A 26689-nucleotide genomic window follows, 5' to 3' on the forward strand; every position below is an offset into this window, starting at 1 on the left:
TTAAAGCTTAGCGAGTGAATTGCCGCGAGCTTCAAGCCGTTTTACATAACGCTCGAAGCTCTCTGCTCGACTGGGCAAGCAGGCCGCTATGCGAGCTTCAAGCTGGCCAGTTTCAACCAGCACTCGTTGTGAGAGCGCGCGCTGTAAACGCTCTCGCACCAGCAGTGCGCCGCTTTCGCTGGTGTCCGGCAGGACTAGCCAGAAAGTGGCGTTATCAGCGCGGCCAAGCACATCGTGATCCCGGCAGCGACTATTTACTTCGCTGCACAGTGCACCTAATAAAGCTGTCTGTGCACGATGGCCAAACTGCTCCTCAGCCATATCCAGTTGCGGTAAATGGAGCACTAACACCACCAACTGCTGATTGAGCATGGCCGCGCGCTGAAACTCACTATTCAAGCGCTCTTTTAGCGTGTCAATATTGTAGGCATTGCAGTCGCTATCGTTTGGGTCGGTAGCTCGAAGGAGTGCACGACGGCGGGCGTGCTCCCAGCGAGGTAGCGCCAGGAGGAGGGTTAAAGCGACATAACCAACAATGATCGCAGAGGGTGCAGAAGCGACGGCAGGCAGTAGCCACCACAAGGGACCAATAGCGATATTGAGAACTAGCGCAGCCCATAACGGTAATAATAAAAAAGCGGCGGTAATGGGCAGGCCTAGCCAAATGGGAGACATCTGGGGGTGATAGTAAAAAGCACCCAATACAGCCGAGTAGGTACAACATAGCAACACAAAGCTCGGCAGGTAGCTCTTTAGCCCTTGCCCAATATGCATTAGCAAGGCTGACATCAGCAGCAGAGTCATGAAGGTGGGAATAAGCAGGTCGCGATAGTCGCCCATGGCGTATAGCCAAAGAGCGTAGCCTGTCATCAGTGCAATACTGGCGGCATAAGCAAGCGTCATTAACCGCTTGGGAATATGGTGCTCAATCATATCGTCTCCCGCACCCGCTCAGCCGGTAGTTTGTTCATCTCAAACACCGATAGGGAGGTCGGTTCGATATCAATTAATTCAATATATTCACTGGTAATGTTGTCGGGTAAATCTGCGAGCAGCAAACTGCGTCGTTGAGCAGCTTCTGTAGGTGAGCGTGCAAGCATCAGGGTAACCAGTGTGGTACTGCTTAAGCGATATACATTTTCAAAATCATGCGTTAATTCACAAAGTTTTTGAGCAGTGGGCCAAAGTTGATGGCGCTTAACGTGCAGAATAAATACTTCCGCATATATGCCCTCGCGCTCACAGCGCGTTTGTTCACGAGCAATGTCGCGCAGTAATTGTTCACCAGCCCAAAGATTGAGACCTGGAATCAAGCGTAAGCGTTGGCGAATGGAGCCGTTCATATCGATAAGTTGCTGTGCTCTGGAGAGGGCCAGCAAGCCAAGTATCAGCAGGCAGCAGAGCAGCAAAATCAAGGCTGGCATATCCAACTGAGGGGCCACCAGAACAGAACTAATCAGTGCCGCACTGAGATTAAAAGCGGCCACCCAATTATTTTGCGGCAGCATCAGCATTGCAGCCCAGGCCCAAATTAAAATGCCGTGTCGCTCTGGCGCAGCCGCAATTAAAGCGACCAACAGCAGGCCCGGCACAATCTGCCAGGGTAAGCCTCGGGAGCGGCGGTGGCTGAAATCGAGCATGAAGGCGTTTATAAATAGCCAGCCGACTGATAGCCATAGCACCAGTGCAGCCGCTGGTGGCGTTGACGGTGTCCAGAGCGCCAACGCCACAGCAGCAGCTAAAAGATTGGCACGTAGCAGTCGTATTTTGTACTTGCTTTGCATGGTGACTTACTATTCGTCCTGAATAACCAGAAAAATCTGAGCAAGTGGGTGAGCGTATGACGACAAACGTACACAACACACATTAGCGCTTTAATCATCCTCAGTATAACGATGAAATGGCGTAATATAAGCACAAACGTAAAAATGGCTGTGTGCTTATGTCAGCCAACAGCAGTGAGCTTATGGATTCATAGCCGCTGCACACGTTACCCTGGCACTGTTTAGGCCATCATTCACCTTAGCACGCACGATGACGTACGGAGACTGTATGAGCGTTTCAACACCGTTCCAAGAAGAGGCCCATCAGCACCTGTCAGCCGGAGATGTGCCCGCCTATGTCAAGGTTTTGGGACAAGCAGCACGCCATGCAGCCAGCGAGCTCCGTCGGGCGGATACGGGGCTGAAAAACCGTGCCTTGATGGCGATGGCGCAGCGTATGTCAGAAGCGCGTGGTCGCATTCTAGACGCCAATGCTGAGGATTTACAGCGCGGTCGTCAGAACGCATTAGAGAGTGCACTGCTGGACCGTTTAGCCCTAAATGATTCGCGTATTGACGCCATGATTGAGGGCTTACACCAAGTGGCGGGGCTGCCAGATCCGGTGGGCGAAATTAGTGATATGCGCTATCGTCCCAGCGGTATTCAGGTTGGCAAAATGCGTGTGCCGCTTGGCGTAATCGGCATTATTTACGAGTCGCGTCCTAACGTAACGCTGGAAGCCGCCAGCCTGTGCCTCAAATCGGGTAACGCCTGTATTTTACGTGGCGGCTCAGAAGCCAGTGAGTCAAATGCGGCCATCAGTGCCTGCATTCAGGCAGGACTTGCCGATGTCGGCCTTCCTGCGGGAAGCGTTCAGGTGGTAGCGACCACCGACCGTGCGGCCGTGGGGGCAATGATTAGCATGCCTGAGTATGTGGATGTCATTATCCCGCGCGGTGGTAAGTCGCTGATCGAGCGTATTACCCGCGATGCGCGCGTACCGGTCATCAAACACCTTGATGGTGTTTGTCATGTTTATATCGATACCACTGCAGACCCTGCCAAAGCCTTAGCCATTGCGGTCAACGCCAAAACCCACCGCTACGGCACCTGTAATACGATGGAAACGTTGCTGGTCGATGCGCCCATTGCTGATCTGTTATTGCCTGAGTTGGCCCGGGCCTATGCCGAGCATCAAGTCGAACTTCGCGGTTGCCAGCGCACACGGGCTCTGTTGCCTCAAGCGGCAGTGGCTGAAGAGTCAGATTGGTATGCCGAGTATTTAGCTCCGGTGCTGGCGATCAAGATGGTTGATGGCGTTGATGAAGCCATCGCCCATATCGAGCTGTACGGCTCACACCACACCGATGCCATTGTCACCCAGGACTACTCACTGGCGCGGCGCTTTATGGCAGAAGTCGACTCCAGCTCCGTCATTGTCAATGCCTCGACACGTTTTGCGGACGGTTTTGAGTATGGGCTGGGAGCTGAAATTGGTATCTCAACCGACAAACTGCATGCCCGCGGTCCGGTAGGGTTAGAAGGGTTAACCACCCAAAAATACGTCGTGTTCGGTGATGGTCAGGTGCGTGAGTAAGGTGGCGGTATGAGTCAGGTTGTGCAACGTGTTGGTATGTTAGGCGGCACCTTTGACCCTATTCATTTGGGCCATTTGCGTAGTGCCGTAGAGTTGCATGAAGCGCTGTCGCTTGATCGACTTCACATGATACCCGCGCAACAGCCACCATTGCGGGATCAGCCGCTGGTGTCGGCGCAGCAGCGGTTGGCGCTATTACAAGCAGGCATCGGCGATACGCCAGGTCTGGTAGCTGATGATCGCGAATTGCAACGGGCAGGGCCTTCCTACAGTGCTGATACGCTTGCTGAGCTGCGTGGCGAGTATGGTGAGCAAGCGCGCTTGGTAATGGCTATCGGTTTCGATGCATTCTTGCGGCTGGCCCAGTGGCACCAGCCGGCACGTTTATTTGAATATGCCCATCTGGTCGTTATTGATCGCCCCGGCTATAGCGATCCACTGCCAGCGTCATTAAGGGAACTGGTGGCGCATAGAGCAGTCGATAGCGTAGAGACATTAATGCAGCGGCCATGTGGGGGCTATTTGTCACTTCAGCTGCCGTCGTTAATGGCGATTTCCGCGACCTATATTCGTAAGCGGCTAGAAGCTGGCAAGAGTGTACGCTATCTGGTACCGCCCGCTGTTGAACAGGCTATTACCCACCACGGACTTTACCGGCAGTGTGAATAGCGCTGGCAGTCACCGAATAAGCCGTTACAATGGCCGGCTTTATTGACCGATTACCCCAAGAGGTTGTCTTTAGGAGTCATGCACATCGATACATTGAAAAATCTAGCGGTTGACGCGCTAGAAGAACTGAAAGCACGCGACATTACGCAGTTGGATGTTGCCAAATTAACCGAGGTCACCGACCTCATGTTGATTGCCAGCGGTACGTCGACCCGCCATGTTGCCGCTTTGGCGCAAAATGTAGTGGAAAAAGCTAAGGCTGCGGGTCTTGGCCCTTTAGGCGTAGAAGGTGGTGACAACGCCGATTGGGTGCTGGTTGACCTAGGTGATGTTGTGGTTCACGTCATGATGCCCGAAGCACGTACCCTCTATGACTTAGAGCGCTTATGGGCAGATCTACCGAGTGACTCGGGTGCCATTGGTGAGTCGCTTGAGCGCTTTCAAGAGCGAGCCGGCATGTCATGAAGATCCGGCTGTTAGCGGTAGGAAGCAAAATGCCTGCGTGGGTAGAAGAGGGCGTCGACACTTACCGCAAGCGGCTGCCGCGAGATTTTAATCTCGAGATAGAAGAAATAGCCCTCGGCCAGCGTGGCAAAAACGCCGATATCGCCAAAGCACGCGCCCAAGAGGCGCAGCGTATTCGCGATAAGCTGCGTGGTGATGAATACGTCGTGGCATTGGAAGTCAAAGGTAAGCCTTGGACCACCGAACAGCTAGCGCAAGAAGCCGACGCCTGGCGCATGGCCGGGCGCGATGTTGTGCTGCTGGTGGGTGGGCCGGATGGTCTCGAACCCTCGCTATCGGCGATGGCCGATAAAAAGTGGTCGATCTCCCCGCTGACGCTGCCCCATCCGCTAGTGCGGATAATGCTGGCCGAGCAGCTCTACCGCGCCTGGACATTATTGATCGGTCACCCTTATCACCGCTAACGGCTGACTGAGATGGCGGGCGATCAGTGTGATGGCCTGCTGCGCCTTTTGTCTGATTTGATTGTTTGATTTGAGAGTCATCGTTGCCATGCTCAAGCGCCCCAACACGCTAAAAAACTCCGAGCAAGAATTGCGTATTTTCCGTGTTAGAGCGCTGCTTGCGGTATTAGTGGTGTTGACGCTGGCAGGTTTGTTAACGGGGCGCTTAATTTATTTACAGATCGTTCAGCATGATATGTACAGCACCCGATCCGAAAATAACCGGGTGCGTGTCGAGCCACTGCCACCTAATCGGGGCTTGATCTATGACCGAAATGGCGTTCTGCTGGCTGAAAACCGCCCCACCTATAACCTGACGCTAGTACGCGAACGCGTCGATAACCTTGACGAGACGCTGGCGCTGCTGGTTGATCTTCTTGAGCTACCCGAAGAGGAGATTGAAGCGTTCAATGTTCGTTCGCGCCAACGGCAACGACCTTTCCAACCTGCGCTGCTGACCAGCGATCTAAACGAAGACCAAATCGCCCGCTTAGCCGTAAATCGCCACCGTCTACCGGGGGTGGAGATAGAGGCTCAGCCGCTGCGTTTTTATCCTGACGCGGAAATAATGGCCCATGCGCTAGGTTACGTTGGCCGCATTAACGCCGAAGAGATGGAAACACTTGATGCGGGACGCTACGCAGGTACTCACTTTATCGGTAAAACCGGTATTGAGCGTTTTTATGAAGAGGAGCTGCACGGTCAGGCTGGCTTGCGAAAAGTGGAAACTAACGCCCGAGGCCGCGTATTGCGAGAGCTAGGCCGCACGGACCCAGTGCCGGGTGAGAATTTAACATTAACTCTCGATAAGTCACTTCAAATGCTGGCTTATGAGCTGTTGGATGGGCGTCGCGGCTCTATTGTTGCTATCGCGCCCGCTACCGGTGAAATTCTCGCCATGGTGTCAACACCAGGGTTTGACAGTAACCAGTTTGTCACTGGCATCGACGTCGCTTCTTATCGCGGCTTGCAGGAAAATCTTGATCTGCCCCTGTTTAACCGCGCTATTCGTGGTCATTATCCGCCAGGCTCAACGATCAAGCCTTTTCTGGCACTAGCCGGGTTGGTGGAGGGCGTTATTACGCCCGATAGCACGATCAATGACCCGGGTTATTACCAGTTACCTAATGACTCCCGCCGTTACCGCAACTGGCTGCGCTGGGGACATGGTCGTGTCGATATGGAGCGTTCTCTTGCCGTATCAAACAACACTTACTACTACACCCTGGCGCATGATTTAGGCATCGATAGCCTGCATGAGCAGATGAGCAATTTTGGCTTTGGTCAGCGTGTTGCCCACGACGTACAGGGAGAGAGCGGCGCTTTGATGCCCTCGCGCGACTGGAAGCGTGGTCGCTTTAACCAGCCATGGTACCCCGGTGAAACGCTTTCAGTGGGTATTGGACAAGGCTACTGGCAAGTGACGCCTTTGCAGCTCGCCAGCGCCACAGCAACCCTGGCCAATCGCGGCCACTGGGTGAAGCCGCGCCTGGCTCGACAGATTGGTGATACACCCGTCCCACGAGATTTGCCAGAAACCTTGGATGACATCCAGTTAGCCAGCGATAGCTGGTGGGATAGGGTTTTTAGCGGCATGGAGAAAGTGATTAGTGGCACTGAGGGCACGGCGCGCCGAACCGGTGTGGGGCTTGAGTATCGTATGGGCGGCAAATCAGGCACTGCACAGGTATTTTCGCTAGGCCAGGATCAGCGCTATAACGCCGATGAGTTAGCAGAGCGGTTACGAGACCACGCGCTTTTCATGGCTTTCGCGCCATTAGAAGATCCCCAGATTGCTGTCTCCGTTATTGTTGAAAATGCAGGCGGCGGCAGTACCCATGCGGCTCATTTGGCGCGAGCCATGACTGATGCCTGGTTGCTCAAGGATGAGGCGCCTGACGTAGAGGAAGTGCGCGAAGTGTTAGAAGAAGATGATGCCAATGTGGAGGGTAACTAAGCCATGCCTTGGCATTATATAGCGCGCTCGATGCGTGGTTACCCTGTTCGCCCGCCTGAGAGTGGGATTGCTCGGCGCAAAAGTATTTGGGAACGGATTCATATCGATCCCTGGCTGCTTGGCCTGCTACTAGTGCTGATGGGCAGCGGTTTGATCGTTCTATACAGCGCCTCCGGACAATCCATTGATGCGGTGATTGGCCAGAGCGTACGTTTTGGCATCGCCCTGGTAGGCATGGTGATTATTGCCCAATTCTCGCCCTCTACTTTTCTACGCTTTGCCCCCCTGGCCTATGGTGTTGGTGTAGCCATGCTGGTGGCTGTTGATGTCGTGGGCGATGTCGGAATGGGGGCCAAACGCTGGTTGGAGATTCCTGGTGTCATTCGTTTTCAGCCATCTGAAATGATGAAGCTGGCGGCCCCGTTAATGGTCGCAGCCTACCTTAATCGCTGTGAACTACCGCCGAGACTGCGCGATATTGTGGTGTGCGGGGTCATTATCGGTGTGCCCGTTGTATTAACGGCGATTCAGCCCGACTTAGGCACCTCTCTGCTGGTGTCTAGCGCTGCCTTAATCGTCGTGCTGTTGGCAGGATTGTCATGGCGTTTAATAGGTTTCATTGCCGCGCTGGGGGCTGCGGGCGTGCCGGTATTATGGATGAATATGCACAACTACCAGCGGCAACGGGTGTTGACGTTTCTAAACCCTGAAAGCGATCCACTGGGTTCAGGGTGGAATATCATTCAGTCAACCACGGCCATTGGGAGCGGCGGGCTGTGGGGCAAAGGTTGGCTACAAGGTACCCAGTCTCAGTTAGAGTTCTTGCCGGAGCGGCATACGGATTTCATCATTGCCGTCTTGGGTGAAGAGTTTGGTTTGGTCGGTATGTTGGTGCTGTTGTGTCTGTATCTATTGATCGTCAGCCGTGGATTATGGATGGCCAGCGCTGCTCAAGACACCTTTGGCCGCTTGGTGGCGGGCAGTATTATCCTAACGTTTTTTATCTATGTTTTTGTCAATATGGGCATGGTGAGCGGCATTCTACCCGTGGTAGGCGTACCGTTGCCGTTAGTGAGTTATGGCGGCACCTCAAGCGTGACCTTGTTAGCGGGTTTCGGTATTCTCATGTCCATACATGCTCACCGGCGGCTACTGTCCCGCTAGCGAAGCTGCCCAGCCCAGACATATAGTTCAGACGCCTGTGTTGCTCGGCAATGGAAAACTCAGGAATGGATGGTTCTAGGATTCATCGTTCTGGAATGAAGAGCTCAGGAGTGGAGAGTTAATGAACAAGGTTCAAGGGAAAACGAACAGCTACCTATTGGCAGCCATGATGTGCTGGGTAACGCCCTCAGTATTTGCCGATGAGCCTTCTCAGCATTTTGCTCCGCCGCAGAATGCGGACAGTCAGCTGCTGATGGAAGAGTTGGTCGAGCAAGGGCTGCCGCAAGCGTGGCTAGAAAAGGCGCTTGGGCAGGCAACCTTCACTCAAAGTGTCTTGGATGCTATGGAAGGGGCCGCGGAGCGTCGTCTGAAATGGCATGAGTATCGCGCTATTTTCATGACCCAACAGCGCATTGAAGAGGGCGTTGAGTTTATCGACGCGCATGCTGATGCTTTAGCGCGAGCTGAAAGCACGTATGGTGTTCCTGCTGAAATCATTACCGCTATTATTGGTGTTGAAACCTATTACGGCCGCCACAAAGGCCAGCACCGTGTTCTGGATTCGCTAGCCACGTTGGCATTTCACCATCCGGCCCGGGGCGCTTTTTTCCGCGGTGAACTGGCCGCGTTTTTACGAATAGCCTACGAGCAGCAGGTGGATCCTACCGAACTACAGGGCTCTTATGCGGGCGCTATGGGCTATCCGCAGTTTATTCCTACCAGTTATCAAGCGTATGCAGTGGATTTCGATGACGATGGCCGTCGCGATCTGTGGGAAAACCCGGTTGATGCGATAGGCAGCGTTGCGAATTACTTCGCCGAACACAAATGGCAGCCAGGTGCTGATATTTATCATCAGGCGAGTGGCCCTGACGTATTGCCGGTCGAGCTACTACAAGAGCTTTCATTCAATCAGACATCGCCTCCGTCGGTCAGTATCGCTCAGCTTGCCGTCCATGGGCTTGAGCCCAATGAGCCGCTCGATGATGATTTGTTGGTCGTTCCGCTAGCGCTTGAGTACGCGGATGGGCAGACCCACTATCGGTTTGGCGAGTATAATTTTTATGTGATAACCCGCTACAATCACAGCCACCTCTACGCCATGGCAGTAACTGAGCTGGCGGAAGCGATCGCCGAATTGCACGATAAGCGGCATGAGGATGAGGCATGAATAGCAAACTGACGATAACCCGGCGTGCGGGTGGGGTCGTTGCCTTGTTGGCACTGGTCAGTGGCTGTGCAAGTAACGAGCCCCAGCGGATTGACACGCCTAGCTCAGCCAATCAAGCAACTGCTCCCGCTTCAACGGCTGCCAGTACCAGTGGTGGTCGCTATGCGATGAGTGGTGATGCTTACCCCCTTGAGCCACCGGATGTGACCAAGGTGCCTGATGCCGAGCCGCGAATTGAACAGCCCTCTCGGGGTGGTAACCGGTCAACCTACGAAGTATGGGGTAAAACCTACCACGTTCTGCCCGATGCAACGGGCTACGAAAAACGTGGTACCGCCTCATGGTATGGTGAAAAGTTTCACGGTTACGCAACGTCAAACGGTGAAATCTATGACATGTACAAAATGTCAGCAGCACACCGTTCGCTGCCGCTACCTACCTTTGCTCGCGTCACCAGCCTCGATAGCGGGCAATCGGTGATTGTTAGGGTCAATGATCGCGGCCCTTTTCATAGTGACCGTGAAATAGATCTCTCCTACGCCGCAGCGTCCCGCCTTGGGTTTCTCGACCATGGCACTGGGTCGGTTAAAGTGGAAGCTATTAACCCAGAACAGTGGCTAGCTGAGCAAGGAAGGGGCGGGGGTGTGCCCGCACAGGCAAGGGCTCCAGAGCCAAGGCAAGTCGCTTCAAGCGCTCCGCCAGCTTCTACCCGTCCTGCGGCTCCAGATACTGCAGCACCGGTGTCACGATCACAAACCAGCGTATCCCAGCCAGCGCCCAGCCAAAGCGGGTCAGGCGAGGCGGTTTATCTCCAGATTGCTGCCTTAGGTAACCCAGAGGGCGCTCAGCAGTTGCAGCAGCGTTTGCAAGTGGAACAGCCCCATAAAGTACGTATTATGAGTGATGCCGACGTCTACCGTGTTCAAGTAGGCCCTATTAATCCTGGGCAAGAGACGCAAGCACGTGAAACGCTGCGTCAAGCAGGGTTCCCCCAGGTGTTTGTTGTGCGATAATTAGCCCCCTATTTATTTCTTGTGGCGCGTCTTCCGCGCCTCTGTGTTTTTAAATAAGCTTTACAAGTAAGCTTTCGAGTAAGTGAGACTGACGTTATGAACGTGTTTACATCCATTGGTCGCTCTGCACGCCTGTGCCTTTTTGCTGCTGTGGCGACGATTGCTGTGCCGGCCAGTGCGCAGCAAGTTCCTCAACCGGTAATTCCACAGCCGCAAACCATTATCCCAGCGGCGCCTCAGTTAGCGGCGAGTTCGTGGATACTCATGGATGCCAACAGCGGACGTATACTGGCGGAGCATAATTCCGATGAGCGCCTTCCGCCGGCGAGTTTGACCAAGCTTATGACGGCCTATTTGGTTGAGCGTGAGCTCGATCGCGGTACGATTAACCTGACTGATATGATTAACATCAGTGAGAATGCTTGGCGCACCGGCGGCTCTAAGATGTTTATTGAGGTAGGTGATCAAGTCTCGGTGGACAACTTGCTTCATGGGATCATCATCGTTTCTGGTAATGACGCCAGTGTTGCGATGGCGGAGCATTTAGCGGGCGGAGAAACACCTTTTGCCGATCTGATGAATCAGCATGCCACGCGCTTGGGAATGGACAATACAAATTTCCAAAATGCGACCGGTTTGCCAGGTGATAATCACTACTCAACTGCCCACGACATGGCTCGCTTATCGCAGCATATTATTAATGATTACCCTGAACACTATGAAATCTATTCAGAGCGCACGTTCTCCTTTGGCGGTATAGATCAGCCAAACCGCAACCGTTTGCTGTGGCGCGACCCTTCGGTCGATGGCCTAAAAACCGGCTGGACGACGGAAGCGGGGTTTTGCCTGGTTTCATCAGCCAAGCGCGACGATATGCGTTTGATTTCTGTCGTAATGGGCACCACCTCTGATGAGGCGCGTGCCCAGGAAACCCAAAAACTGCTCAGCTATGGTTTCCGCTTTTTTGAGACCATGAAACTTTACGAGCGCGGTGCCGTACTGGCCACACCGCGTGTTTGGGGTGGTGATATCAATGAGCTGCGGGTGGGTGTCGATGAAGAGGTCTTTATGACCCTGCCGCGCAACCGTAATGAAGAGCTGCGCGCGCGACTTAACCTTGACCCGGACCTTCAGGCACCGATCGCTATTGGTGATGAGGTTGGCACTCTAGAAGTTCATCTGGGTGACGACGTAGTTGGTGAGCGTCGCTTAGTGGCACTTGAAAATGTTGAAGAGGGTGGCCTCTTCAAGCGTTTATTTGATCAGGTTCAGCGCTTCTTTAATGGCCTAATTAGTAACTTTACTGATTAAATCTGGTCCAGATTAGGCCTTGGATATTGTATCTGTAATGATGGGGTTGCTATGAAAAAAGGTACTCCACAGGGACTGCGCGATTTACGTCAACCGGCGGTTCAAGAGCCGCCAAAAATCACTTTCCCCTGTGATTACTCGTTAAAAGTCGTTGGCGATGCCGCCGAAGATTTTCCTGCCTCTGTGTGTCAGGTCATTGTGCGCCATGCGCCTGATTTCGATGCCACGACCATGCAGGTTGTCGACAGCCGCAATGGTCGTTTCCAATCGGTTCGTGTCGTGATAAGAGCGACCGGAGAGCAGCATATTAAAGAGCTGTTTGATGCGCTCAAGGCCACGGGTCGTGTCCATATGGTGGTATAGCCGTGAGCGATGCCTCGCCAATTGGATTGTATAACCTTGGCCGCCAAGCCTATCTACCGGTTTGGGAGGCAATGCGTGCGCTGACCGATACCCGCGATACCTATACCCCTGATCAATTCTGGTTAGTCGAGCACGATCCTGTATTTACTCAGGGGCAGGCAGGCAAGCCAGAGCATTTACTGCTGCCGGGTGACATTCCTGTCGTACACACGGATAGAGGCGGGCAGGTGACCTATCATGGTCCTGGTCAAGTGGTTCTGTATCCGCTGCTGGATGTGCGGCGAGGCAAAATTGGCGTACGCGATTTAGTCACGGCATTGGAAAACGCGGTAATTGATGTTTTAAGCAGCTACGGTGTAGATGCACGTGCTCGCCCTGATGCGCCAGGTGTCTATGTAATGACAGCAGCGGGAGAGGCGAAGATTGCCTCTCTGGGGCTACGTATTCGGCGTGGTGCAAGCTTTCATGGCGTGGCATTAAATGTCGATGGCGACCTGGCGCCTTTTCTACGGATTAACCCCTGCGGTTATGCGGGTATGCCCATGGTGCGGTTAGCTGATTTTGTAGCACTGCCCGACAATCACCGGGTAGGAGAGCAGTTGGCGAACGCCTTGGCTGTGCGGCTGAACCGCGAATTGGTTCATATCGAGAGCTCGCCACTATAAAGCCCCTATAAGTCGGTTGATAAGAGCAGGGGTAGAGCTTTCTTAAAGCTCTCTCTAAGCCCTTTCAACCGCTTAACTAAATTTAACTCAATATAGTGGCAGGCTCTGTGTCGCGGTAATCACTATCCTACGTTGAGCGCTGGGATCAGGTTGGGATTAGCTTCTTGTTCTTGGCCAGGAATGGCTGCTGGTGACGCAAGGCCCAGGTTATTTTTCTCAAAGACCCGGTCAGCACGGTAGCTGGAGCGTACTAGTGGGCCGGAAGGGACTTCCATAAAGCCTTTTTCCAGGCCAATAACACGGTAGCGATCAAACTCTTCCGGGGTAACCCACCGTTCAACCGCCAAGTGGTTTTTGGTCGGACGCAGATACTGGCCTAGCGTGACGATATCGACTCCGATTTCACGAAGGTCATCAAAGGTTTGCAAAATCTCTTCGTCAGTCTCGCCCAGTCCCAGCATCAAACTGGTTTTGGTAATGATATCGGGGCGATAGCGTTTGGCATGGGCAAGTACATCAAGGGTTTTACGATAACCTGCTCGACGGTCACGCACTCGGCCTGTTAGCCGTTCAACGGTTTCAACGTTCTGGGCAAACACTTGCAGGCCTGAGTCGACGACGCGTTCAATAGCGGTTAGCTCGCCATCAAAGTCGGGCGTTAAGGCTTCCACGACTACCTCAGGCGTACGCGCTTTGATCGCCATAATGCAGTTGGCGTAGTGCGACGCTCCACCATCGTCAAGGTCATCGCGGTCTACCGATGTGAGTACGATGTAGCGCAGCCCCATCAACTCTACCGACTTAGCGGTGTTTTCAGGCTCTTCGTGATCCAGCCAACCTTGTGGGTTACCTGTATCTACCGCGCAGAAGCGGCAGGCACGCGTGCATACTGAGCCCATAAGCATAATTGTTGCCGTACCGTTGCTCCAGCACTCGCCCATATTGGGACAGTGAGATTCAGCGCAAACAGTGCTCAGTCGATGAGTGGCGACATTTTTCTTGACCGCCTCAAAACGCTCCCCTCCCGGGATCTGTGCCCGTAGCCACTTGGGCTTGCGTTCAAGAGAAGGGGCTTCTGCCTGCGCTTTGCGCTGCTTCATGCCGTCCTTGATCACCGTCATGCCATGCTCATTACGGTATTTTTCACCGCTAGACACGCGTTGCGGAGGGATATTGCTCATAGGGACAGAGCCTCTCTTTTGTGCGGTAGGCCGAGGTCAGTTGAGGGCGTCGAGCCCTTTCAAGGCCTGCCAATTGATACCTGATTAATTAATACGAAGTGCTTCCGATATATCATCGCGCTATGCCTACTAATGTAACATATCTCGCCGTCAACAGGACACCGTCAGGCCTGAGGGCGCAGCAACTAGATCGTGCCTAGAAGTGCCGAAGATAGCCGGATAGATAGCATATTAATCCCATTGAGAACGCCCTGTAAGCTCGTAAGTTGTAATACCCGAAATAGGCTTCAACATCAGGGCAAAGCATGCTAACACTGAGTCTCGGGCGCTGCTTAAATAGAGCCTCATTAGTCGCATAGGGCGTAATTGTTAGGTGTAAAGATCGACGTCAAGCACGTTGTGGCCTAGACTATATTGCATTGCAGCATCATTGCTATCGGGATTGATGCCGGCGCATCAATCCAATGGGAGAACTTATGAACTTTCTCGCCAATCCTTTGTTTCCTGTCAGTGCTTTCACTAGTGCTTGGCGTAAGCAACAAAGTGGTTCCACAGCGGTACCTGGTAGTGAAGCGGTCGCTTCCTTGTTCGACCCCTTTGGGTTTGGGCGTGCGGCCTTTGATTACTGGCGCGATAGCATGGAACGCAGCGTTTTGTACCTGGACGTCATGCGTGAGCGTGGCAATCAGTACCTTGAGCATATGGAGCAAACTAAGCCAAGTGTGTTGGGGTTTGATACCGAAGTGCTTATGGATGGTCGGACGCTACCGCGGCCAACGAACTATGAGTTGTTGCGCGTACTGCCCCATGAAGGGACTGAGACTGATCTAGGTAAACGCCCTTTCGTCGTGGTTGATCCGCGTGCAGGGCATGGGCCAGGGATCGGGGGGTTTAAGCCTGACAGTGAGCTGGGTGTAGCGCTGAAAGCGGGGCACCCGTGCTACTTTATTGGTTTTTTGCCGTTTCCAGAGCCGGGTCAAACAGTTGAAGATGTGGTCGAGTCAGAAATTGCTTTCCTTCGCCATGTGATTGAGCTGCACCCAGAAACCACCGAAAAGCCCATGGTGGTGGGTAATTGTCAGGCAGGTTGGCAAATCATGATGGCGGCGGCTTTAGAGCCGGACGTATTTGGTCCTATTTTGATTGCCGGAGCACCGCTCTCTTACTGGGCGGGCGAGCATGGCAAAGCGCCTATGCGTTATACCGGTGGGATGTCGGGCGGTAGTTGGATGACTGCGCTGGCGAGTGACATTGGCGATGGCCTGTTTGACGGGGCAATGCTGGTGCAAAACTTTGAGCGCCTAAACCCGGCTAATACCTACTGGAAAAAGCAGTACCACCTTTACGACAATATTGACACCGAAGCGGGCCGATACCTCGACTTTGAACGCTGGTGGGGCGGGCACGTCGTACTGGGCGGTGAAGAGATTCAATATATTGTCGATAACCTTTTTGTCGGTAATCGGCTATCGACCGCGCAGCTGGTGACCCGGGATGGGCGACGCATTGATCTACGTAACGTGCGCTCGCCGGTGGTCGTATTCTGTTCACGTGGTGATGATATTACCCCGCCGCCGCAAGCCCTAGGGTGGATTCGTGATTTATATGAAAACACGGACGACATCATTGCCAACGAGCAAACCATCGTCTATTGCCAGCATGATACCACTGGCCACCTAGGGATATTTGTTTCGGGCAGTGTGTCGCGCAAAGAGCATACCGAATTCACCGCTAATATGGATTACATTGACGTCCTGCCGCCAGGGCTCTACGAAACCTCCATATCCCCGGCTGAGAAGGGCGCAGATGCCGAGTTGTTCGAGCGTGACTACTTGCTTGAGTTCATGCCGCGTAACTTTGAAGAGCTGGATCAGGCCGTCATGCATAAGCCTGAGGATGATCGTCGCTTTGCAACGGTTGCGCGTATCTCGGAAATTAATCTGGGTATGTACCGTCTCTTTATTCAGCCCTGGCTAAAAGCCATGATAACCCCTGAGTCGGCGCGTTTGATTCGTCGCATGCACCCGATCCGTTTGGGCTACAAGCTACTTTCTGATCGCAATCCGCTTTCTGTGCCGCTTCCGGTGATGGCGGATGCTGTGCGGAAAAATCGTCACCCTGTGTCACAGGAAAACCTGTACAAAGCGCTTGAGACCATGGGGTCAGACCAGCTGGTTGCAAGCCTCAATGCGATGCGCGATTTACGCGATAGCAGCACTGAAAAGATGTTCATGGATATTTACGGTCAACCGCTGCTGCAAGCCGCCGTTGGCCTCTATGGAGACGCCCACGTACATCGTCGTCGTCCAGGTGCTGAGCCTGAACATCAACGTTTCGTTGAACATCGCCAGGAAGCCTTGCGCGAGAAGATTGCCCAAGGTAGTGCCCATGAAGCCGTTATGCGTTCACTTATCTATGTGCTAGGTGGGGCGCCAGCCACTGACGAGCGCAACTTTAAGCGGCTACGCGCTTCTCGCGCGGAGCTTGAGCCAGGCATTAAACTGAGCGATTTTAAAAACCTAGTGCGCGAGCAGTTCTTTATCTTGAAGCTGGATCGCGATAAGGCATTAAACTCACTGCCTATTTTGCTCAAGGGTAGTAGTAACGACGATATCGACGGCTACATTAGCCACCTTGAACACGTGTTTGCTGCCAGCGGCGAGCTTTCAGAGCATGCTGCCGAACGGTTTACTCAAGTTAAGGCACTTTTTGATAAGGCGCGGCCCACGTCGGAAGTAACGCCTGCTAAACCAAAAGCGATGCCAAAGCCGAAAGCCGTCACTAAACCAAAAGCTGCCGCTAAACCAAAAACTACCACTAAGCCAAAAGCTACTGAGGCGAAATCTACAACGCCTGCGGCTACAGCCGTAAAGGCTGACACCGCTGCTAAACCTGCAGTGGCCAGTGAATCACCGGTAGCATCTGCAAAGTCAGACGTGGTTAAGGCTGATAAGGCTAAAGATGCTGGGTCTACGCCGCCATCAGCTAAATCCGCAGCCGTTAAGTCAGACGTAGCTCAGTCTGCATCAACCAAGCCAGCCGCAGCCAAGCCAACTGCGAAGCCTGCAGCCAAGCCGGCTGCCGCTAAGCCAAAAGCAGCACAGCTGGCGTCGGTTAAATCCTCAGTGATTGCAGAGGAGAAGGCGAAGAAACCTTCACCAACTGATGAAGAAGGCGCTAAGCCAGCGGCGCAGCCCAAAGGTAACGGCGTGAGTGGCAAGCCCCCCGAAAAGCACTAAAACAGTACGTTAGCTAACGCGCCCCCGCCTATTTGGTGGGGGCGCTTTGTTTGCTTTAACACCTTTTGGGTTGCCGTAATGCCAGTGGCAGTCTAGTGTCTAGCTACTCTTTGTCTGAAGCTATGTCTAAAAGCTATGCCTATCAACCTAAAAATCATGGATTCTGCCTAGGACTTGGTTGCCACTGGCGCTTAGCCAAGGGCTGGGGTAGGGTAGGCGCATTTTTTCATCCGTATCTTTTTTCTCGGGCGGTTTCATTCCGGCGATACGGCACCGAATTCAGAGCACGCGCTAGACAGCCCGTGCATTAGGAAAGTGGAGCACTATGGGCAAGTCACTGGTCATCGTCGAGTCGCCAGCGAAAGCGAAGACGATTAACAAGTATCTCGGCAACGATTTCATCGTGAAGTCGAGCGTAGGTCACATTCGTGACCTGCCGACCAGCGGCTCAGGTAAGGCAGCCTCCGACCCCAAGGAGCGCGCGCGCCAGGCCGCAGCGACACGCAAGATGTCGGCGGAAGAGAAAGAAACGTATAAAAAGCGTAAAAGTCAGGATCAGCTTATTCGGCGGATGGGGATCGACCCCAACAACGGCTGGGAAGCCCGCTATGAGGTGCTGCCCGGAAAAGAGAAAGTCGTTGCCGAACTAAAAAAGCTGGCTGAAAAAGCTGACGCTGTCTATCTCGCAACGGATTTGGATCGCGAAGGGGAAGCCATTGCCTGGCACCTGCGCGAGACCATCGGTGGCGACGACAGCCGCTACAAGCGTGTGGTGTTTAACGAAATCACCAAAAACGCTATTCAGGACGCGTTCAAAGCACCTGGTGCGCTTAACATACCGCGAGTCGAAGCGCAGCAAGCTAGGCGCTTCCTAGACCGTGTGGTGGGCTTTATGCTTTCGCCGCTGCTGTGGGCAAAAGTAGCGCGTGGCCTATCGGCGGGTCGGGTACAGTCTGTTGCCGTTCGTTTGATCGTTGAGCGAGAGCGCGAGATCCGTGCCTTTATTCCTGAAGAGTTTTGGGATGTGCATGCGGATTTGGCCTCACCCGAAGGTGAGCTGGTGCGCTTTGCACTGGTACGTCAAGACGGTAAGGCCTTTAGGCCCACCTCTGAAAAAGACACCTTGGCGCGCATTGAACAGCTCAGAAAAGCCAAGCTGGCGATTACTTCCCGCGAAGATAAGCCCACCAGCTCCAAGCCAACTGCACCTTTTATTACCTCCACGTTGCAGCAAGCGGCGAGTGGTCGGTTAGGTTTTTCTGTGAAGAAAACCATGACCATGGCCCAGCGCCTTTATGAAGCGGGCTACATCACCTATATGCGTACCGACTCCACCAATCTTTCAAAAGATGCAGTGGAAGGCGTTCGCAGTTATATCGGTGAAGAGTTTGGCGACCGCTACCTCCCAGAGGCGCCTAATCGCTATAGCAGCAAAGAGAGTGCCCAGGAGGCGCACGAGGCCATTCGCCCCTCCAGCGTAGAGCGCAAAGCATCAGACCTGGCTGGCATGGAGCGGGACGCAGAACGCCTTTATGAACTCATCTGGCGCCAATTTGTGGCCTGCCAAATGACCCCCGCTGAGTATCTGTCGAGCACGTTGAGCGTTGAGGTTGATGGCTATGAGTTGCGTGCCAAAGGGCGCGTGCTCAAATTTGATGGTTACACACGGGTGATGAAGCCCAGTGGTAAAAACGAAGATCAAAGCTTGCCTGATTTGCCCAAAGGCACCTCTATGGCACTGGAAGCGCTTGATCCTCAGCAGCACTTTACCAAACCAGCACCGCGTTACACCGAAGCAAGCTTGGTTAAGGAGTTGGAAAAGCAGGGTATTGGTCGTCCTTCTACCTACGCTTCTATCATCTCCACTATCCAAGACCGTGGCTATGTAAAGCTGGAAAATCGCCGCTTTTATGCCGAAAAGTTAGGCGACATCGTTACTGAGCGATTGAAAGAGTCCTTCCCCGATTTGATGGACTTCTCGTTCACCGCGCGTATGGAAGATAGCCTAGATGAGGTGGCGGAAGGCGAACGCAACTGGCAGGCACTGCTGGATGCCTTCTACGGCGAGTTTCGTGAAGAGCTGGCAAAGGCTGAAAGCGAAGATGGTATGCGGCCGAATCAGCCGGTACCGACGGATATCGACTGCCCAAGCTGTGGTCGTCATATGCAGATTCGCACTGCTTCCACAGGCGTATTCCTGGGTTGTAGCGGCTATAACTTGCCCCCCAAAGAGCGCTGCAAGACGACCATCGACTTGATTCCTGGTGAGGAAGCGGTGGCTGAAGACGCGGGTGAAGAGGCCGAAACCAACGCACTGCGTGCCAAGCGTCGCTGCGCCAAGTGCGGCACGGCGATGGATAACTACCTGATCGATGAAACGCGTAAGCTGCACATCTGTGGTAACAGTCCCGATTGTGACGGCTACGAAGTGGAGAGCGGCAAATTCAAGATCAAGGGTTATGACGGTCCGATCATTGAGTGCGATAAATGTGGCTCTGAGATGCAGTTGAAGTCAGGTCGGTTTGGCAAGTATTTTGGTTGTACCAATAGCGAGTGCAAAAACACCCGCAAGCTGCTGAAGAGTGGCGATGTGGCACCGCCGAAAATGGATCCGATCCCGATGCCTGAGCTTGCCTGTCAAAAAGTAGACGACCATTACGTGTTGCGTGACGGGGCAAGCGGACTATTTTTGGCCGCGAGTAAATTCCCTAAAAATCGTGAAACCCGGCCACCGTTGGTGAAAGAGCTGAAAGCGCATGCCGATGAGCTGCCGGAGAAGTATCACTTTATTCTCAAAGCGCCCAGTGAAGATCCGGATGGTCGTCCCGCACAAATCCGCTATTCGCGTAAGAGTAAAGAGCAGTACGTGATGACGGATGAAGAGGGCAAAGCCACCGGCTGGAAAGCCATGTTCGATGCTGGCAAATGGCACGTGGAGGACAAGCGCAAGTGAATGCAAGGTCGCGTACCAATCAGCTACTCTATCAGGCGGAGCTGCTAGCCACTTTAGAGGCGGGGGAGGATGAGCATGCTCCCGCACGGCAGATGGCGTTAGAGGAGAGCGCCTTGGCGCTCTTTGAGTTGGCGTTGGAGTCGCTTTTGCGTGAAGTGACGGAGCATGCCCGCTTGCCAGAGCACCGCTGGAACGTGTTGTTATCCGATGACGGCCCGGCTTTAGCAGAGTTACAACGCCTTCGCGACTTAATGGCTCAGCCAGAAAGTTGGTTAAATTGGCTGGTAACTCAGCTTGAGCGCCTGCATAGCGACGAAGGTGCAGCGCGACGCCCCGCGCACAATCCCGCTATGATTGCGGTGGGGAATCAAGCCGATTTACGTCTTCAACTGCTAGACAATCTTCAATCTGCCAAGCGTGAAATAGGTGCTTTGCGTGAAACCAGTTTTGAGTGGTAGATCGCCTGTTAGTTAGGGTTGCAGGCGAGTAAACGGATTTTAAGCGCGAATGAACAGTCATTTTTTGCACAACGGGGTGTCACCAGTATTACGTATATGACGAAATTACTAACGGCGGATGTGGGAATAAGGTATAAAAGCGACCATATGCGCCTAGTTAGTCAACCACAGGCTAATTTGTTTCGAGAGCTGCCATGTTTTTAGTCAATCGCCGTCGATTTCTAGCTATGGCACTGAGCTTGCCAGCCGTGGCCAGCGCTGCCGTCACTGGGCCCAGTCAGGCTGCCCCCTCTGACCTTGTGGCCACAATGCTGACTCGTGCCCATTTGCCGCGCCATTCCAACGAGGTATGGGTGCTGGTTGATGATCAAGAAGCGACCCTCAGTGTATTCCGGGGTAATGACCTGTTAGAGCGTTTTGGGCCTATATCATTAGGGCGCGCAGGTGCTAAAACCCAGCGTGTCCGTGGTGATAATGTGACCCCAATGGGTGAGTTTCGTATCAACCGTTTTAATTACGAAAGCCAGTGGCGTACGTTTATGGGGATTGATTTCCCCACACCAGCCCATGCTCGCATGGCGCTTGAAAAGGGAATTTATTCCCAAACTGATTATGAAGATTACTTCGATTACTACCGCCGTAACGGCCACCCGCCGCAAAATACGGCCCTGGGTGGGGCAATTGGGATTCATGGCCTGGGGAGCGCGGATCCTGATATCCACGGTCGCTACCACTGGACCCAAGGGTGTGTTGCCGTTACCAACGAGCAAATTGATCGCTTGGCAGAGCTAGTGGGTGTTGGCACCCGTGTAGTGATCCGTTAAGCTATTGCCGTTGAAGGAAGTTCGAGGTTTTTAAAAAGTGGCTATAGACAACCGCTGTGGTCTATTATAAAACAGCGTTTGACTTGCGAGCATCGCAACAAGTCACTGTAAAGAACCTGCACCGCAGGTAGACAAATTTAAGCTTGGAACTTAATCTAAGTGACTAGCCTTACCTTTGTCATACCCTTAATGTAGTACCCAAGGACGACTCAAGGAGAACACTATGACTCTGAAAACTACTCTGAAGATGACTGCTGCTGCCGCTTCACTGGCAATTCTTGCAGGTTGTGCTTCTACCAGCGCGCTGGAAGAAGTTCGCATGACTGCAGAATCTGCACAAGCTGACGCTGCAGAAGCACGTAGCATGGCTTCACAAGCTATGAACACTGCAAACCAAGCCCAGCGCGATGCGCAGGCTGCTCTGCAGATGTCTGAGCAGAACCGTGAAGAAATGAACCGTATGTTCCAGCGTTCAATGCAGAAGTAATTCTGCTTGGGCTGTTGAGTGAGTTCAGACTTTCTCATCAGTTGCTGGATGAAAGCTGTAGTTAGTAATACGTAGTAAGTTAATACGTAAGGCAAGCGGTTCTTGTCACTAGCTACGCAAAAAACCCCGCCTCGGCGGGGTTTTTTGTTTATGCCTTTTGCTTATGCGTCTTCGTTAGGCGTCGTAGAGGCGCTAAGCTCGACCTCATTAATCAATTCCACAGGCTCGGGTTCTGCTACAGGCGCCTGAGGCCCAGAAAGGGCAATAAATTGGCCATCTGGGGCTTCTACAGCACGCTGAATGCGTTCAGCGTCTACTTCAACGTCGTTCTCAGTCAGTGCGGTGACGCGCTCTAGGGCGTTAAGCAGTGGCTCAAAGCCTTCTACGTTCTCTTCCAACTGCGGGAAAGACTGTACAAACAGTGTGCCGTCGGCTGCAAAGCCCGCTTTGAATGGCGCATCCATCAGGTTGACCTGAGTGCCGCTGGGCAAGCGCTCATAAAGCGATTTGATATCTTCCGGGTACATGCGAATACAGCCTCGGCTTACGCGCATACCCACGCCATCAGGACGGTTGGTGCCATGAATCAGATAGCTCGGCATTGCGAGTAGAATAGCGTGCTCGCCAAGGGGGTTATCCGGGCCTGGTGGAACTACAGAAGGTGCAGGTTCACCACGTTCAGCTGCTTCACGACGCATGGACGATGGCGGTGCCCAGGCAGGGTCTTTCACTTTTACCGTGGTGCGGGTGATGCCCACTGGTGTAGCGAACTCTTCACGCCCTACGCTTACCGGGTAAGTTTCCACGATACCGGGCTTGTCGGCAGGGTAGTAATAAAGGCGTAGCTCAGAAAGGTTCACCACAACGCCTTCACGTGGGGCGGGCGGTAGAATGTACTGAGCTGGGATCACTACCTCGGTACCTGCGCCGGGCACCCAAAGGCTGACATCCGGATTGGCCATGCGAATTTCTTCGTAGCCAATGTTGTGGCGCCTAGCGATGTCGATCAGCGTCTGCTTGGGGTCTTCGACAACAACGGTGTAACGCTCCCCAATAACATCGCCTTGTTCGGGTAGGCGGAAATGACCACGTGGCAGCTCATCTTGGTCAGCTACCTGAGCGGCGCTATCAACGGCGTCGATGCTGACTTCCTGTGCTTGTTGCTGCTGCTCTTGATCCTGCTCCAGCTCCTGCCCCTGTAACTGTTCTTGAGCTTGCTCTTGAGGTTGGCTGTCGGCCTGCTCGGCAGCTGTTTGCGCAAAAGCGGGAGTTGCTAAACTTGCGGCTAAGAGCACTGCCAAGCTAGTGGGGCCCCAGAGGGTAAAGGTGTCGCGAATGTTCATGATCGTTCCTAATATGTTAATTCACTGCTGATGCGCGGTGTTGGGCCACTGATGATGACTCACGCTTGTGGGTCAACTATGGCATGGCTACTGGCAAGTTTGCCCCAAGCTTCACGCCGCCGCTACTTTTTGATTAAGCGTGCTGAGTAGGTTTTCAAGTTGCTGGAAGCGCTTGTCGACACTTTCCATAGGTAATTCAAATCGTAAGGTGTCAGAGCCGTCTAATCGATAGTGCTTGGGAGAAGTCTGAATGAGCGTTACCAGTGTTAAAGGATCCACTTGAGTAGAGCCATCGAACAGGATGCGCCCGCGGCTTTCGCCTGCTTCGATCTTACTGATGCCAAGCTGCTCTGCGCGATGGCGAAGCTTAGTTTGGCGAATAAGGTTCTTTAACGGCGCAGGCAGCAGGCCAAAACGGTCGATTAACTCAACCTGCAGCTCTCTGAGTTCGTTATCGCCCTGGGTATTGGCAATCCGCTTATACATCACTAAGCGCTGTTGCACATCGTGAATGTAATCATTGGGAATCAATGCGGGCAGATTAAGGCTAATTTCCACACCAGTATTGAAGGGCGCATCAATATTGGGTGTTTTGCCTGAACGAATAGCCTTCACTGCGCGATCAAGCATCTCCATATAGAGCGTATAGCCGATGGTTTCCATCTGCCCGCTCTGTTCGTCACCCAGTAGCTCGCCCGCTCCGCGGATCTCCATGTCGTGGCTGGCCAGGGTGAAACCAGCGCCCAAATCATCAGAAGCGCTAATGGCTTCCAGGCGCTTGATAGCATCGCGGGTCATCGCTTTAGGCGGCGGTGTTAATAGGTAGGCATACGCCTGATGGTGACTACGGCCAACGCGGCCCCGCAACTGGTGAAGCTGTGCCAAGCCAAACTTATCGGCGCGTTCAATAATGATGGTGTTGGCACTAGGTACATCAATGCCGGTCTCAATAATGGTCGAGCATACTAATACATTAAAGCGGCGGTGATAGAAATCCGACATGATGCGCTCAAGACTGCGCTCAGGCAATTGACCGTGGGCCACCGCCACACGCGCTTCAGGAATCAGCTCACGGATTTTTTCGGCGCTGTTCTCAATGGTTTTGACTTCGTTATGCAGCACATAAACCTGGCCGCCGCGCAATATCTCGCGCAGCAGGGCCTCTTTAATAATGCTGGTATCGTGCTGCTGAACGAAGGTTTTAACCGACAAACGCCGAGCGGGTGGAGTGGCGATAATCGATAGGTCGCGGATACCGCTCATGGCCATATTCAGCGTGCGCGGAATAGGCGTCGCGGTTAGCGTTAAAATATCGACTTCTGCACGCAGTGTTTTGAGCTTCTCTTTTTGCGCTACCCCAAAACGGTGCTCCTCATCAATGATGAGGAGGCCCATTTTGGGCAGCTCAACGCTTTTGGCGAGCAGCTTGTGCGTGCCAATCACGATATCCGTTTGGCCGCTTTTAATGCTCTCTAGCGTTTGGGTAAACTCTTTGCCGCTGGTGAAGCGAGAGATCAAGCCAATATTGACGGCCGTGTCGGCAAAACGGTCGCGGAAATTCTCGAAGTGCTGGCGCGCCAGCAGTGTGGTCGGCACCAGAACCACTACTTGGCGGCCGGACTGCACGGCCAGAAACGCCGCCCGCATGGCCACTTCGGTTTTGCCGAAGCCTACGTCCCCGCATACCACGCGATCCATCGGCTGTGGAGATGTCATGTCGCTGATGACTGCCTCAATCGCCGCGTGCTGGTCGGCGGTCTCCTCAAAGGGGAAGTTGCTGGCAAAACGAACGTACTCCTCGCCCGGTGCTTCGTAGACGACGCCCTGCTGCGCCTCCCTGCGCGCGTAAACGTCTAAAAGCTCAGCAGCCGTATCGCGAATCTTCTCGGCGGCCTTGCGGCGGGCTTTTTCCCACTGATCGGAACCCAGCTTATGTAGTGGTGCCAGTTCATCACCGGCACCACTGTAGCGGGAGATCATGTGCAGGCTGTCGACCGGTACGTAAAGCTTGGCCCCATCGGCGTAAGAGAGCGCTAAAAACTCGTTTGCTTGACCGCCAGCTTCTAACGTTTCCAGCCCTAAATAGCGCCCAACGCCATGGGCCTGGTGAACCACGGGCGCGCCTTCGCGCAGTTCTGACAGATGGCGTACCGCAAGCTCATTGTCATCGGTGGCTTTTTCGCGCCGCCGGCTCTGGCGTACTACATCGCCAAATAGCTCGGTTTCGCTGATTACCGCAATGCTTGGGTTATTCAGCCACAGGCCGCTGTCCACCAAGCCTTCAGTGATGGCATAGGTATGATCGCTGGACTGAAAGTCATGAAAGCTATCGGTGTGTGGGAGCGAAAGCTGAAGTGGTGCCAAAATCTCTTCCAGCGCCTCACGGCGACCCCGTGATTCCGCTACAAACAGCACTCGGGTTTTGGCATGCGACTTCAAAAACGCCGTAAGCTCGCCCAGCGGCTGCTTGGCTCGAGCATTGATAGAGAGCGTCGGCAATGGCGCTGCTTCAGGCAGATGCGCGTGGCGCTGCTCGCTATCCTCAGTAAGCTCTATGCGCGGGCGTGCTTTTATCGCCGAAAAAACATCGCTGACCGGGAAAAATGCCCGGTGTGGCGGCAGCAGTGGCCGGGTCGGGTCAACGCCCAAATTAACATAGCGGGCATCGATAGACTGCCAGTGCTGTTCAGCGGCATCAAAAACTCCCGGCAGAAGTGCTACCCGGGTATCGTTGGTTAAATGGTCAAACAGTGAGGCGGTTTGCTCAAAAAACAGTGGCAGATAGTGCTCAAGCCCCGGTGAAGGAATGCCTTTTAGTGCATCGTTGTAAAGAGGGCACTGGCGTGGATCGACATCAAAAAGGGTTTCAAACTGCTCGCGAAAGCAGGCGATGGCGCTACGGCTCAGTGAGTATTCGTGGGCGGGTAGCAGCTCCAAGGTGTCTAGTTTGTCGGTCGAGCGCTGGCTGCCGGGATCGAAGTGGCGCAGGGAGTCGATTTCATCGTCAAACAGATCAATGCGGATCGGCTCATCCATACCCATCGCAAATAGATCGATCAACGCGCCGCGCATGGCATATTCGCCAGGCTCATACACCGTTTCAACGGCGCGATAGCCCGCCCGCGAAAGTGACTCCCGGAACGCTTCGCGATTTAACCGCTCGCCGGTTTTGAGCGTCATCACCCGCCCGGCAATATATTCGACCGGGGGAAGGCGTTGCATCAGTGTATTGATTGGAACCAATACGATGCCGCGTACGCCATCTTGAAGCTGACGCAGCGTCCGCAGTCTTGCCGAGACAATATCCTGGTGGGGTGAAAAGCTATCATAGGGTAGCGTTTCCCAATCGGGGAAAGGCATTACGGGTACATCGCTATAAAAGTAGAGGTCTTGTTCCAGACGTTGCGCGCTAGCCGTATTGGGGGTGATCACCAATAGCGGGGCGTGCTTGGCAACCCGTGAAAGAGCCAGAGCAGTCGCGCTGCCCGGCGGCGATGTCCAGTAGAGCGTATCGCGAGTCCCTTCGGGCTGGGGCGGTTCGAGCAGAGAGAAAGTCGGCATAA

General features: G+C 53.7%; 21 protein-coding genes. 16 read left to right on the forward strand and 5 right to left on the reverse strand.

The window, feature by feature from the left end:
- Together MLE19_RS19260 and MLE19_RS19265 are read right to left on the reverse strand one after the other, a co-directional pair.
- Complete coding sequence (locus MLE19_RS19260) at positions 1 to 933, reverse strand: diguanylate cyclase domain-containing protein (protein ID WP_240719739.1); 933 nt, start codon at positions 931 to 933, stop codon at positions 1 to 3.
- The gene (locus tag MLE19_RS19265) at positions 930 to 1784 is read right to left on the reverse strand and encodes a hypothetical protein (protein ID WP_240719740.1); all 855 of its coding nucleotides are present in this window, start codon (positions 1782 to 1784) and stop codon (positions 930 to 932) included. The genes MLE19_RS19260 and MLE19_RS19265 overlap by 4 nt, the downstream gene beginning before the upstream one ends.
- Positions 1785 to 2052: 268 nt before the next feature.
- Between MLE19_RS19265 and MLE19_RS19270 the strand changes: the two genes are divergently transcribed.
- The 11 genes from MLE19_RS19270 to lipB all read left to right on the forward strand — a co-directional run bounded on the left by MLE19_RS19270 (position 2053) and on the right by lipB (position 12641).
- Positions 2053 to 3360: a glutamate-5-semialdehyde dehydrogenase gene (locus MLE19_RS19270; protein ID WP_240719741.1), complete on the forward strand. Its 1308-nt coding sequence runs from the start codon at positions 2053 to 2055 to the stop codon at positions 3358 to 3360.
- Positions 3361 to 3369: 9 nt separating this feature from the next.
- On the forward strand, positions 3370 to 4029 hold the full coding sequence (gene nadD, locus MLE19_RS19275) for a nicotinate-nucleotide adenylyltransferase (RefSeq protein WP_240719742.1): 660 nt from the start codon (positions 3370 to 3372) through the stop codon (positions 4027 to 4029).
- Positions 4030 to 4107: 78 nt separating this feature from the next.
- The gene (gene rsfS, locus MLE19_RS19280; RefSeq protein ID WP_007112938.1) at positions 4108 to 4494 is read left to right on the forward strand and encodes a ribosome silencing factor; all 387 of its coding nucleotides are present in this window, start codon (positions 4108 to 4110) and stop codon (positions 4492 to 4494) included.
- Positions 4491 to 4958, forward strand: coding sequence for a 23S rRNA (pseudouridine(1915)-N(3))-methyltransferase RlmH (gene rlmH, locus MLE19_RS19285; RefSeq protein WP_240719743.1), 468 nt, complete (start codon positions 4491 to 4493; stop codon positions 4956 to 4958). The genes rsfS and rlmH overlap by 4 nt, the downstream gene beginning before the upstream one ends.
- A gap of 88 nt (positions 4959 to 5046) precedes the next feature.
- The gene (mrdA, locus tag MLE19_RS19290; protein WP_240719744.1) at positions 5047 to 6954 is read left to right on the forward strand and encodes a penicillin-binding protein 2; all 1908 of its coding nucleotides are present in this window, start codon (positions 5047 to 5049) and stop codon (positions 6952 to 6954) included.
- 3 nt (positions 6955 to 6957) lie between these two features.
- Positions 6958 to 8118 carry a rod shape-determining protein RodA gene (rodA, locus tag MLE19_RS19295; RefSeq protein ID WP_240719745.1) on the forward strand — a complete coding sequence of 387 codons (1161 nt, stop codon included), beginning with the start codon at positions 6958 to 6960 and terminating at the stop codon, positions 8116 to 8118.
- Between the two features lie 121 nt (positions 8119 to 8239).
- Positions 8240 to 9289 carry a lytic murein transglycosylase B gene (gene mltB, locus MLE19_RS19300; RefSeq protein WP_240719746.1) on the forward strand — a complete coding sequence of 350 codons (1050 nt, stop codon included), beginning with the start codon at positions 8240 to 8242 and terminating at the stop codon, positions 9287 to 9289.
- On the forward strand, positions 9286 to 10302 hold the full coding sequence (locus MLE19_RS19305) for a septal ring lytic transglycosylase RlpA family protein (protein ID WP_240719747.1): 1017 nt from the start codon (positions 9286 to 9288) through the stop codon (positions 10300 to 10302). Before mltB ends, MLE19_RS19305 begins: the two co-directional genes overlap by 4 nt.
- 96 nt (positions 10303 to 10398) lie before the next feature.
- Positions 10399 to 11613 carry a D-alanyl-D-alanine carboxypeptidase family protein gene (locus MLE19_RS19310; RefSeq protein ID WP_240719748.1) on the forward strand — a complete coding sequence of 405 codons (1215 nt, stop codon included), beginning with the start codon at positions 10399 to 10401 and terminating at the stop codon, positions 11611 to 11613.
- A 51-nt stretch (positions 11614 to 11664) separates the two neighbouring features.
- Entirely contained in the window at positions 11665 to 11976 is a 312-nt protein-coding gene (locus MLE19_RS19315; protein ID WP_240719749.1) for an HP0495 family protein, read from the forward strand.
- Positions 11977 to 11978: 2 nt separating this feature from the next.
- Positions 11979 to 12641, forward strand: a complete 663-nt coding sequence (lipB, locus tag MLE19_RS19320) for a lipoyl(octanoyl) transferase LipB (protein ID WP_240719750.1) — start codon at positions 11979 to 11981, stop codon at positions 12639 to 12641.
- Between the two features lie 122 nt (positions 12642 to 12763).
- On the opposite strand, the gene lipA is transcribed toward lipB, so the two are convergent.
- Positions 12764 to 13822 (reverse strand): lipoyl synthase, encoded by a 1059-nt coding sequence (gene lipA / locus MLE19_RS19325; RefSeq protein ID WP_240719751.1) that lies wholly within the window; start codon positions 13820 to 13822, stop codon positions 12764 to 12766.
- A 476-nt stretch (positions 13823 to 14298) separates the two neighbouring features.
- Here lipA and MLE19_RS19330 point away from each other — a divergent pair, with 476 nt between their 5' ends.
- The 5 genes from MLE19_RS19330 (at position 14299) to MLE19_RS19350 (ending at position 21783) form a co-directional block, all read left to right on the forward strand.
- Complete coding sequence (locus tag MLE19_RS19330; RefSeq protein ID WP_240719752.1) at positions 14299 to 17061, forward strand: DUF3141 domain-containing protein; 2763 nt, start codon at positions 14299 to 14301, stop codon at positions 17059 to 17061.
- A 325-nt stretch (positions 17062 to 17386) separates the two neighbouring features.
- On the forward strand, positions 17387 to 20014 hold the full coding sequence (gene topA / locus MLE19_RS19335; RefSeq protein ID WP_240719753.1) for a type I DNA topoisomerase: 2628 nt from the start codon (positions 17387 to 17389) through the stop codon (positions 20012 to 20014).
- A complete protein-coding gene (locus MLE19_RS19340; RefSeq protein WP_240719754.1) occupies positions 20011 to 20472 on the forward strand; it encodes a DUF6586 family protein in 462 nt (153 codons plus the stop codon). Before topA ends, MLE19_RS19340 begins: the two co-directional genes overlap by 4 nt.
- 194 nt (positions 20473 to 20666) lie before the next feature.
- Positions 20667 to 21296: a L,D-transpeptidase family protein gene (locus MLE19_RS19345; RefSeq protein WP_240719755.1), complete on the forward strand. Its 630-nt coding sequence runs from the start codon at positions 20667 to 20669 to the stop codon at positions 21294 to 21296.
- A 223-nt stretch (positions 21297 to 21519) separates the two neighbouring features.
- Entirely contained in the window at positions 21520 to 21783 is a 264-nt protein-coding gene (locus MLE19_RS19350; RefSeq protein ID WP_022523170.1) for an Lpp/OprI family alanine-zipper lipoprotein, read from the forward strand.
- 161 nt (positions 21784 to 21944) lie between these two features.
- Here the strand turns inward: MLE19_RS19350 and MLE19_RS19355 are convergent, their stop codons facing one another.
- Entirely contained in the window at positions 21945 to 23126 is a 1182-nt protein-coding gene (locus MLE19_RS19355) for a L,D-transpeptidase family protein (protein ID WP_240719756.1), read from the reverse strand.
- Between the two features lie 111 nt (positions 23127 to 23237).
- A complete protein-coding gene (gene mfd, locus MLE19_RS19360) occupies positions 23238 to 26687 on the reverse strand; it encodes a transcription-repair coupling factor (RefSeq protein WP_240719757.1) in 3450 nt (1149 codons plus the stop codon).
- Between the last annotated feature and the right edge of the window lie 2 nt (positions 26688 to 26689).

Source organism: Vreelandella neptunia (genome assembly GCF_022489065.1).
GTDB lineage: Bacteria > Pseudomonadota > Gammaproteobacteria > Pseudomonadales > Halomonadaceae > Vreelandella > Vreelandella neptunia_A.

Coding starts and splice junctions, on each gene's coding strand:
- topA (WP_240719753.1), top strand. CDS start 17,387: ATGGGCAAGTCACTGGTCATCGTCGAGTCGCCAGCGAAAGCGAAGACG.
- rodA (WP_240719745.1), top strand. CDS start 6,958: ATGCCTTGGCATTATATAGCGCGCTCGATGCGTGGTTACCCTGTTCGC.
- mrdA (WP_240719744.1), top strand. CDS start 5,047: ATGCTCAAGCGCCCCAACACGCTAAAAAACTCCGAGCAAGAATTGCGT.
- MLE19_RS19260 (WP_240719739.1), bottom strand. CDS start 933: ATGATTGAGCACCATATTCCCAAGCGGTTAATGACGCTTGCTTATGCC.
- MLE19_RS19305 (WP_240719747.1), top strand. CDS start 9,286: ATGAATAGCAAACTGACGATAACCCGGCGTGCGGGTGGGGTCGTTGCC.
- MLE19_RS19345 (WP_240719755.1), top strand. CDS start 20,667: ATGTTTTTAGTCAATCGCCGTCGATTTCTAGCTATGGCACTGAGCTTG.
- MLE19_RS19265 (WP_240719740.1), bottom strand. CDS start 1,784: ATGCAAAGCAAGTACAAAATACGACTGCTACGTGCCAATCTTTTAGCT.
- MLE19_RS19270 (WP_240719741.1), top strand. CDS start 2,053: ATGAGCGTTTCAACACCGTTCCAAGAAGAGGCCCATCAGCACCTGTCA.
- MLE19_RS19310 (WP_240719748.1), top strand. CDS start 10,399: ATGAACGTGTTTACATCCATTGGTCGCTCTGCACGCCTGTGCCTTTTT.
- rlmH (WP_240719743.1), top strand. CDS start 4,491: ATGAAGATCCGGCTGTTAGCGGTAGGAAGCAAAATGCCTGCGTGGGTA.
- mltB (WP_240719746.1), top strand. CDS start 8,240: ATGAACAAGGTTCAAGGGAAAACGAACAGCTACCTATTGGCAGCCATG.
- mfd (WP_240719757.1), bottom strand. CDS start 26,687: ATGCCGACTTTCTCTCTGCTCGAACCGCCCCAGCCCGAAGGGACTCGC.
- MLE19_RS19315 (WP_240719749.1), top strand. CDS start 11,665: ATGAAAAAAGGTACTCCACAGGGACTGCGCGATTTACGTCAACCGGCG.
- nadD (WP_240719742.1), top strand. CDS start 3,370: ATGAGTCAGGTTGTGCAACGTGTTGGTATGTTAGGCGGCACCTTTGAC.
- MLE19_RS19350 (WP_022523170.1), top strand. CDS start 21,520: ATGACTCTGAAAACTACTCTGAAGATGACTGCTGCTGCCGCTTCACTG.
- MLE19_RS19330 (WP_240719752.1), top strand. CDS start 14,299: ATGAACTTTCTCGCCAATCCTTTGTTTCCTGTCAGTGCTTTCACTAGT.
- MLE19_RS19355 (WP_240719756.1), bottom strand. CDS start 23,126: ATGAACATTCGCGACACCTTTACCCTCTGGGGCCCCACTAGCTTGGCA.
- lipA (WP_240719751.1), bottom strand. CDS start 13,822: ATGAGCAATATCCCTCCGCAACGCGTGTCTAGCGGTGAAAAATACCGT.
- rsfS (WP_007112938.1), top strand. CDS start 4,108: ATGCACATCGATACATTGAAAAATCTAGCGGTTGACGCGCTAGAAGAA.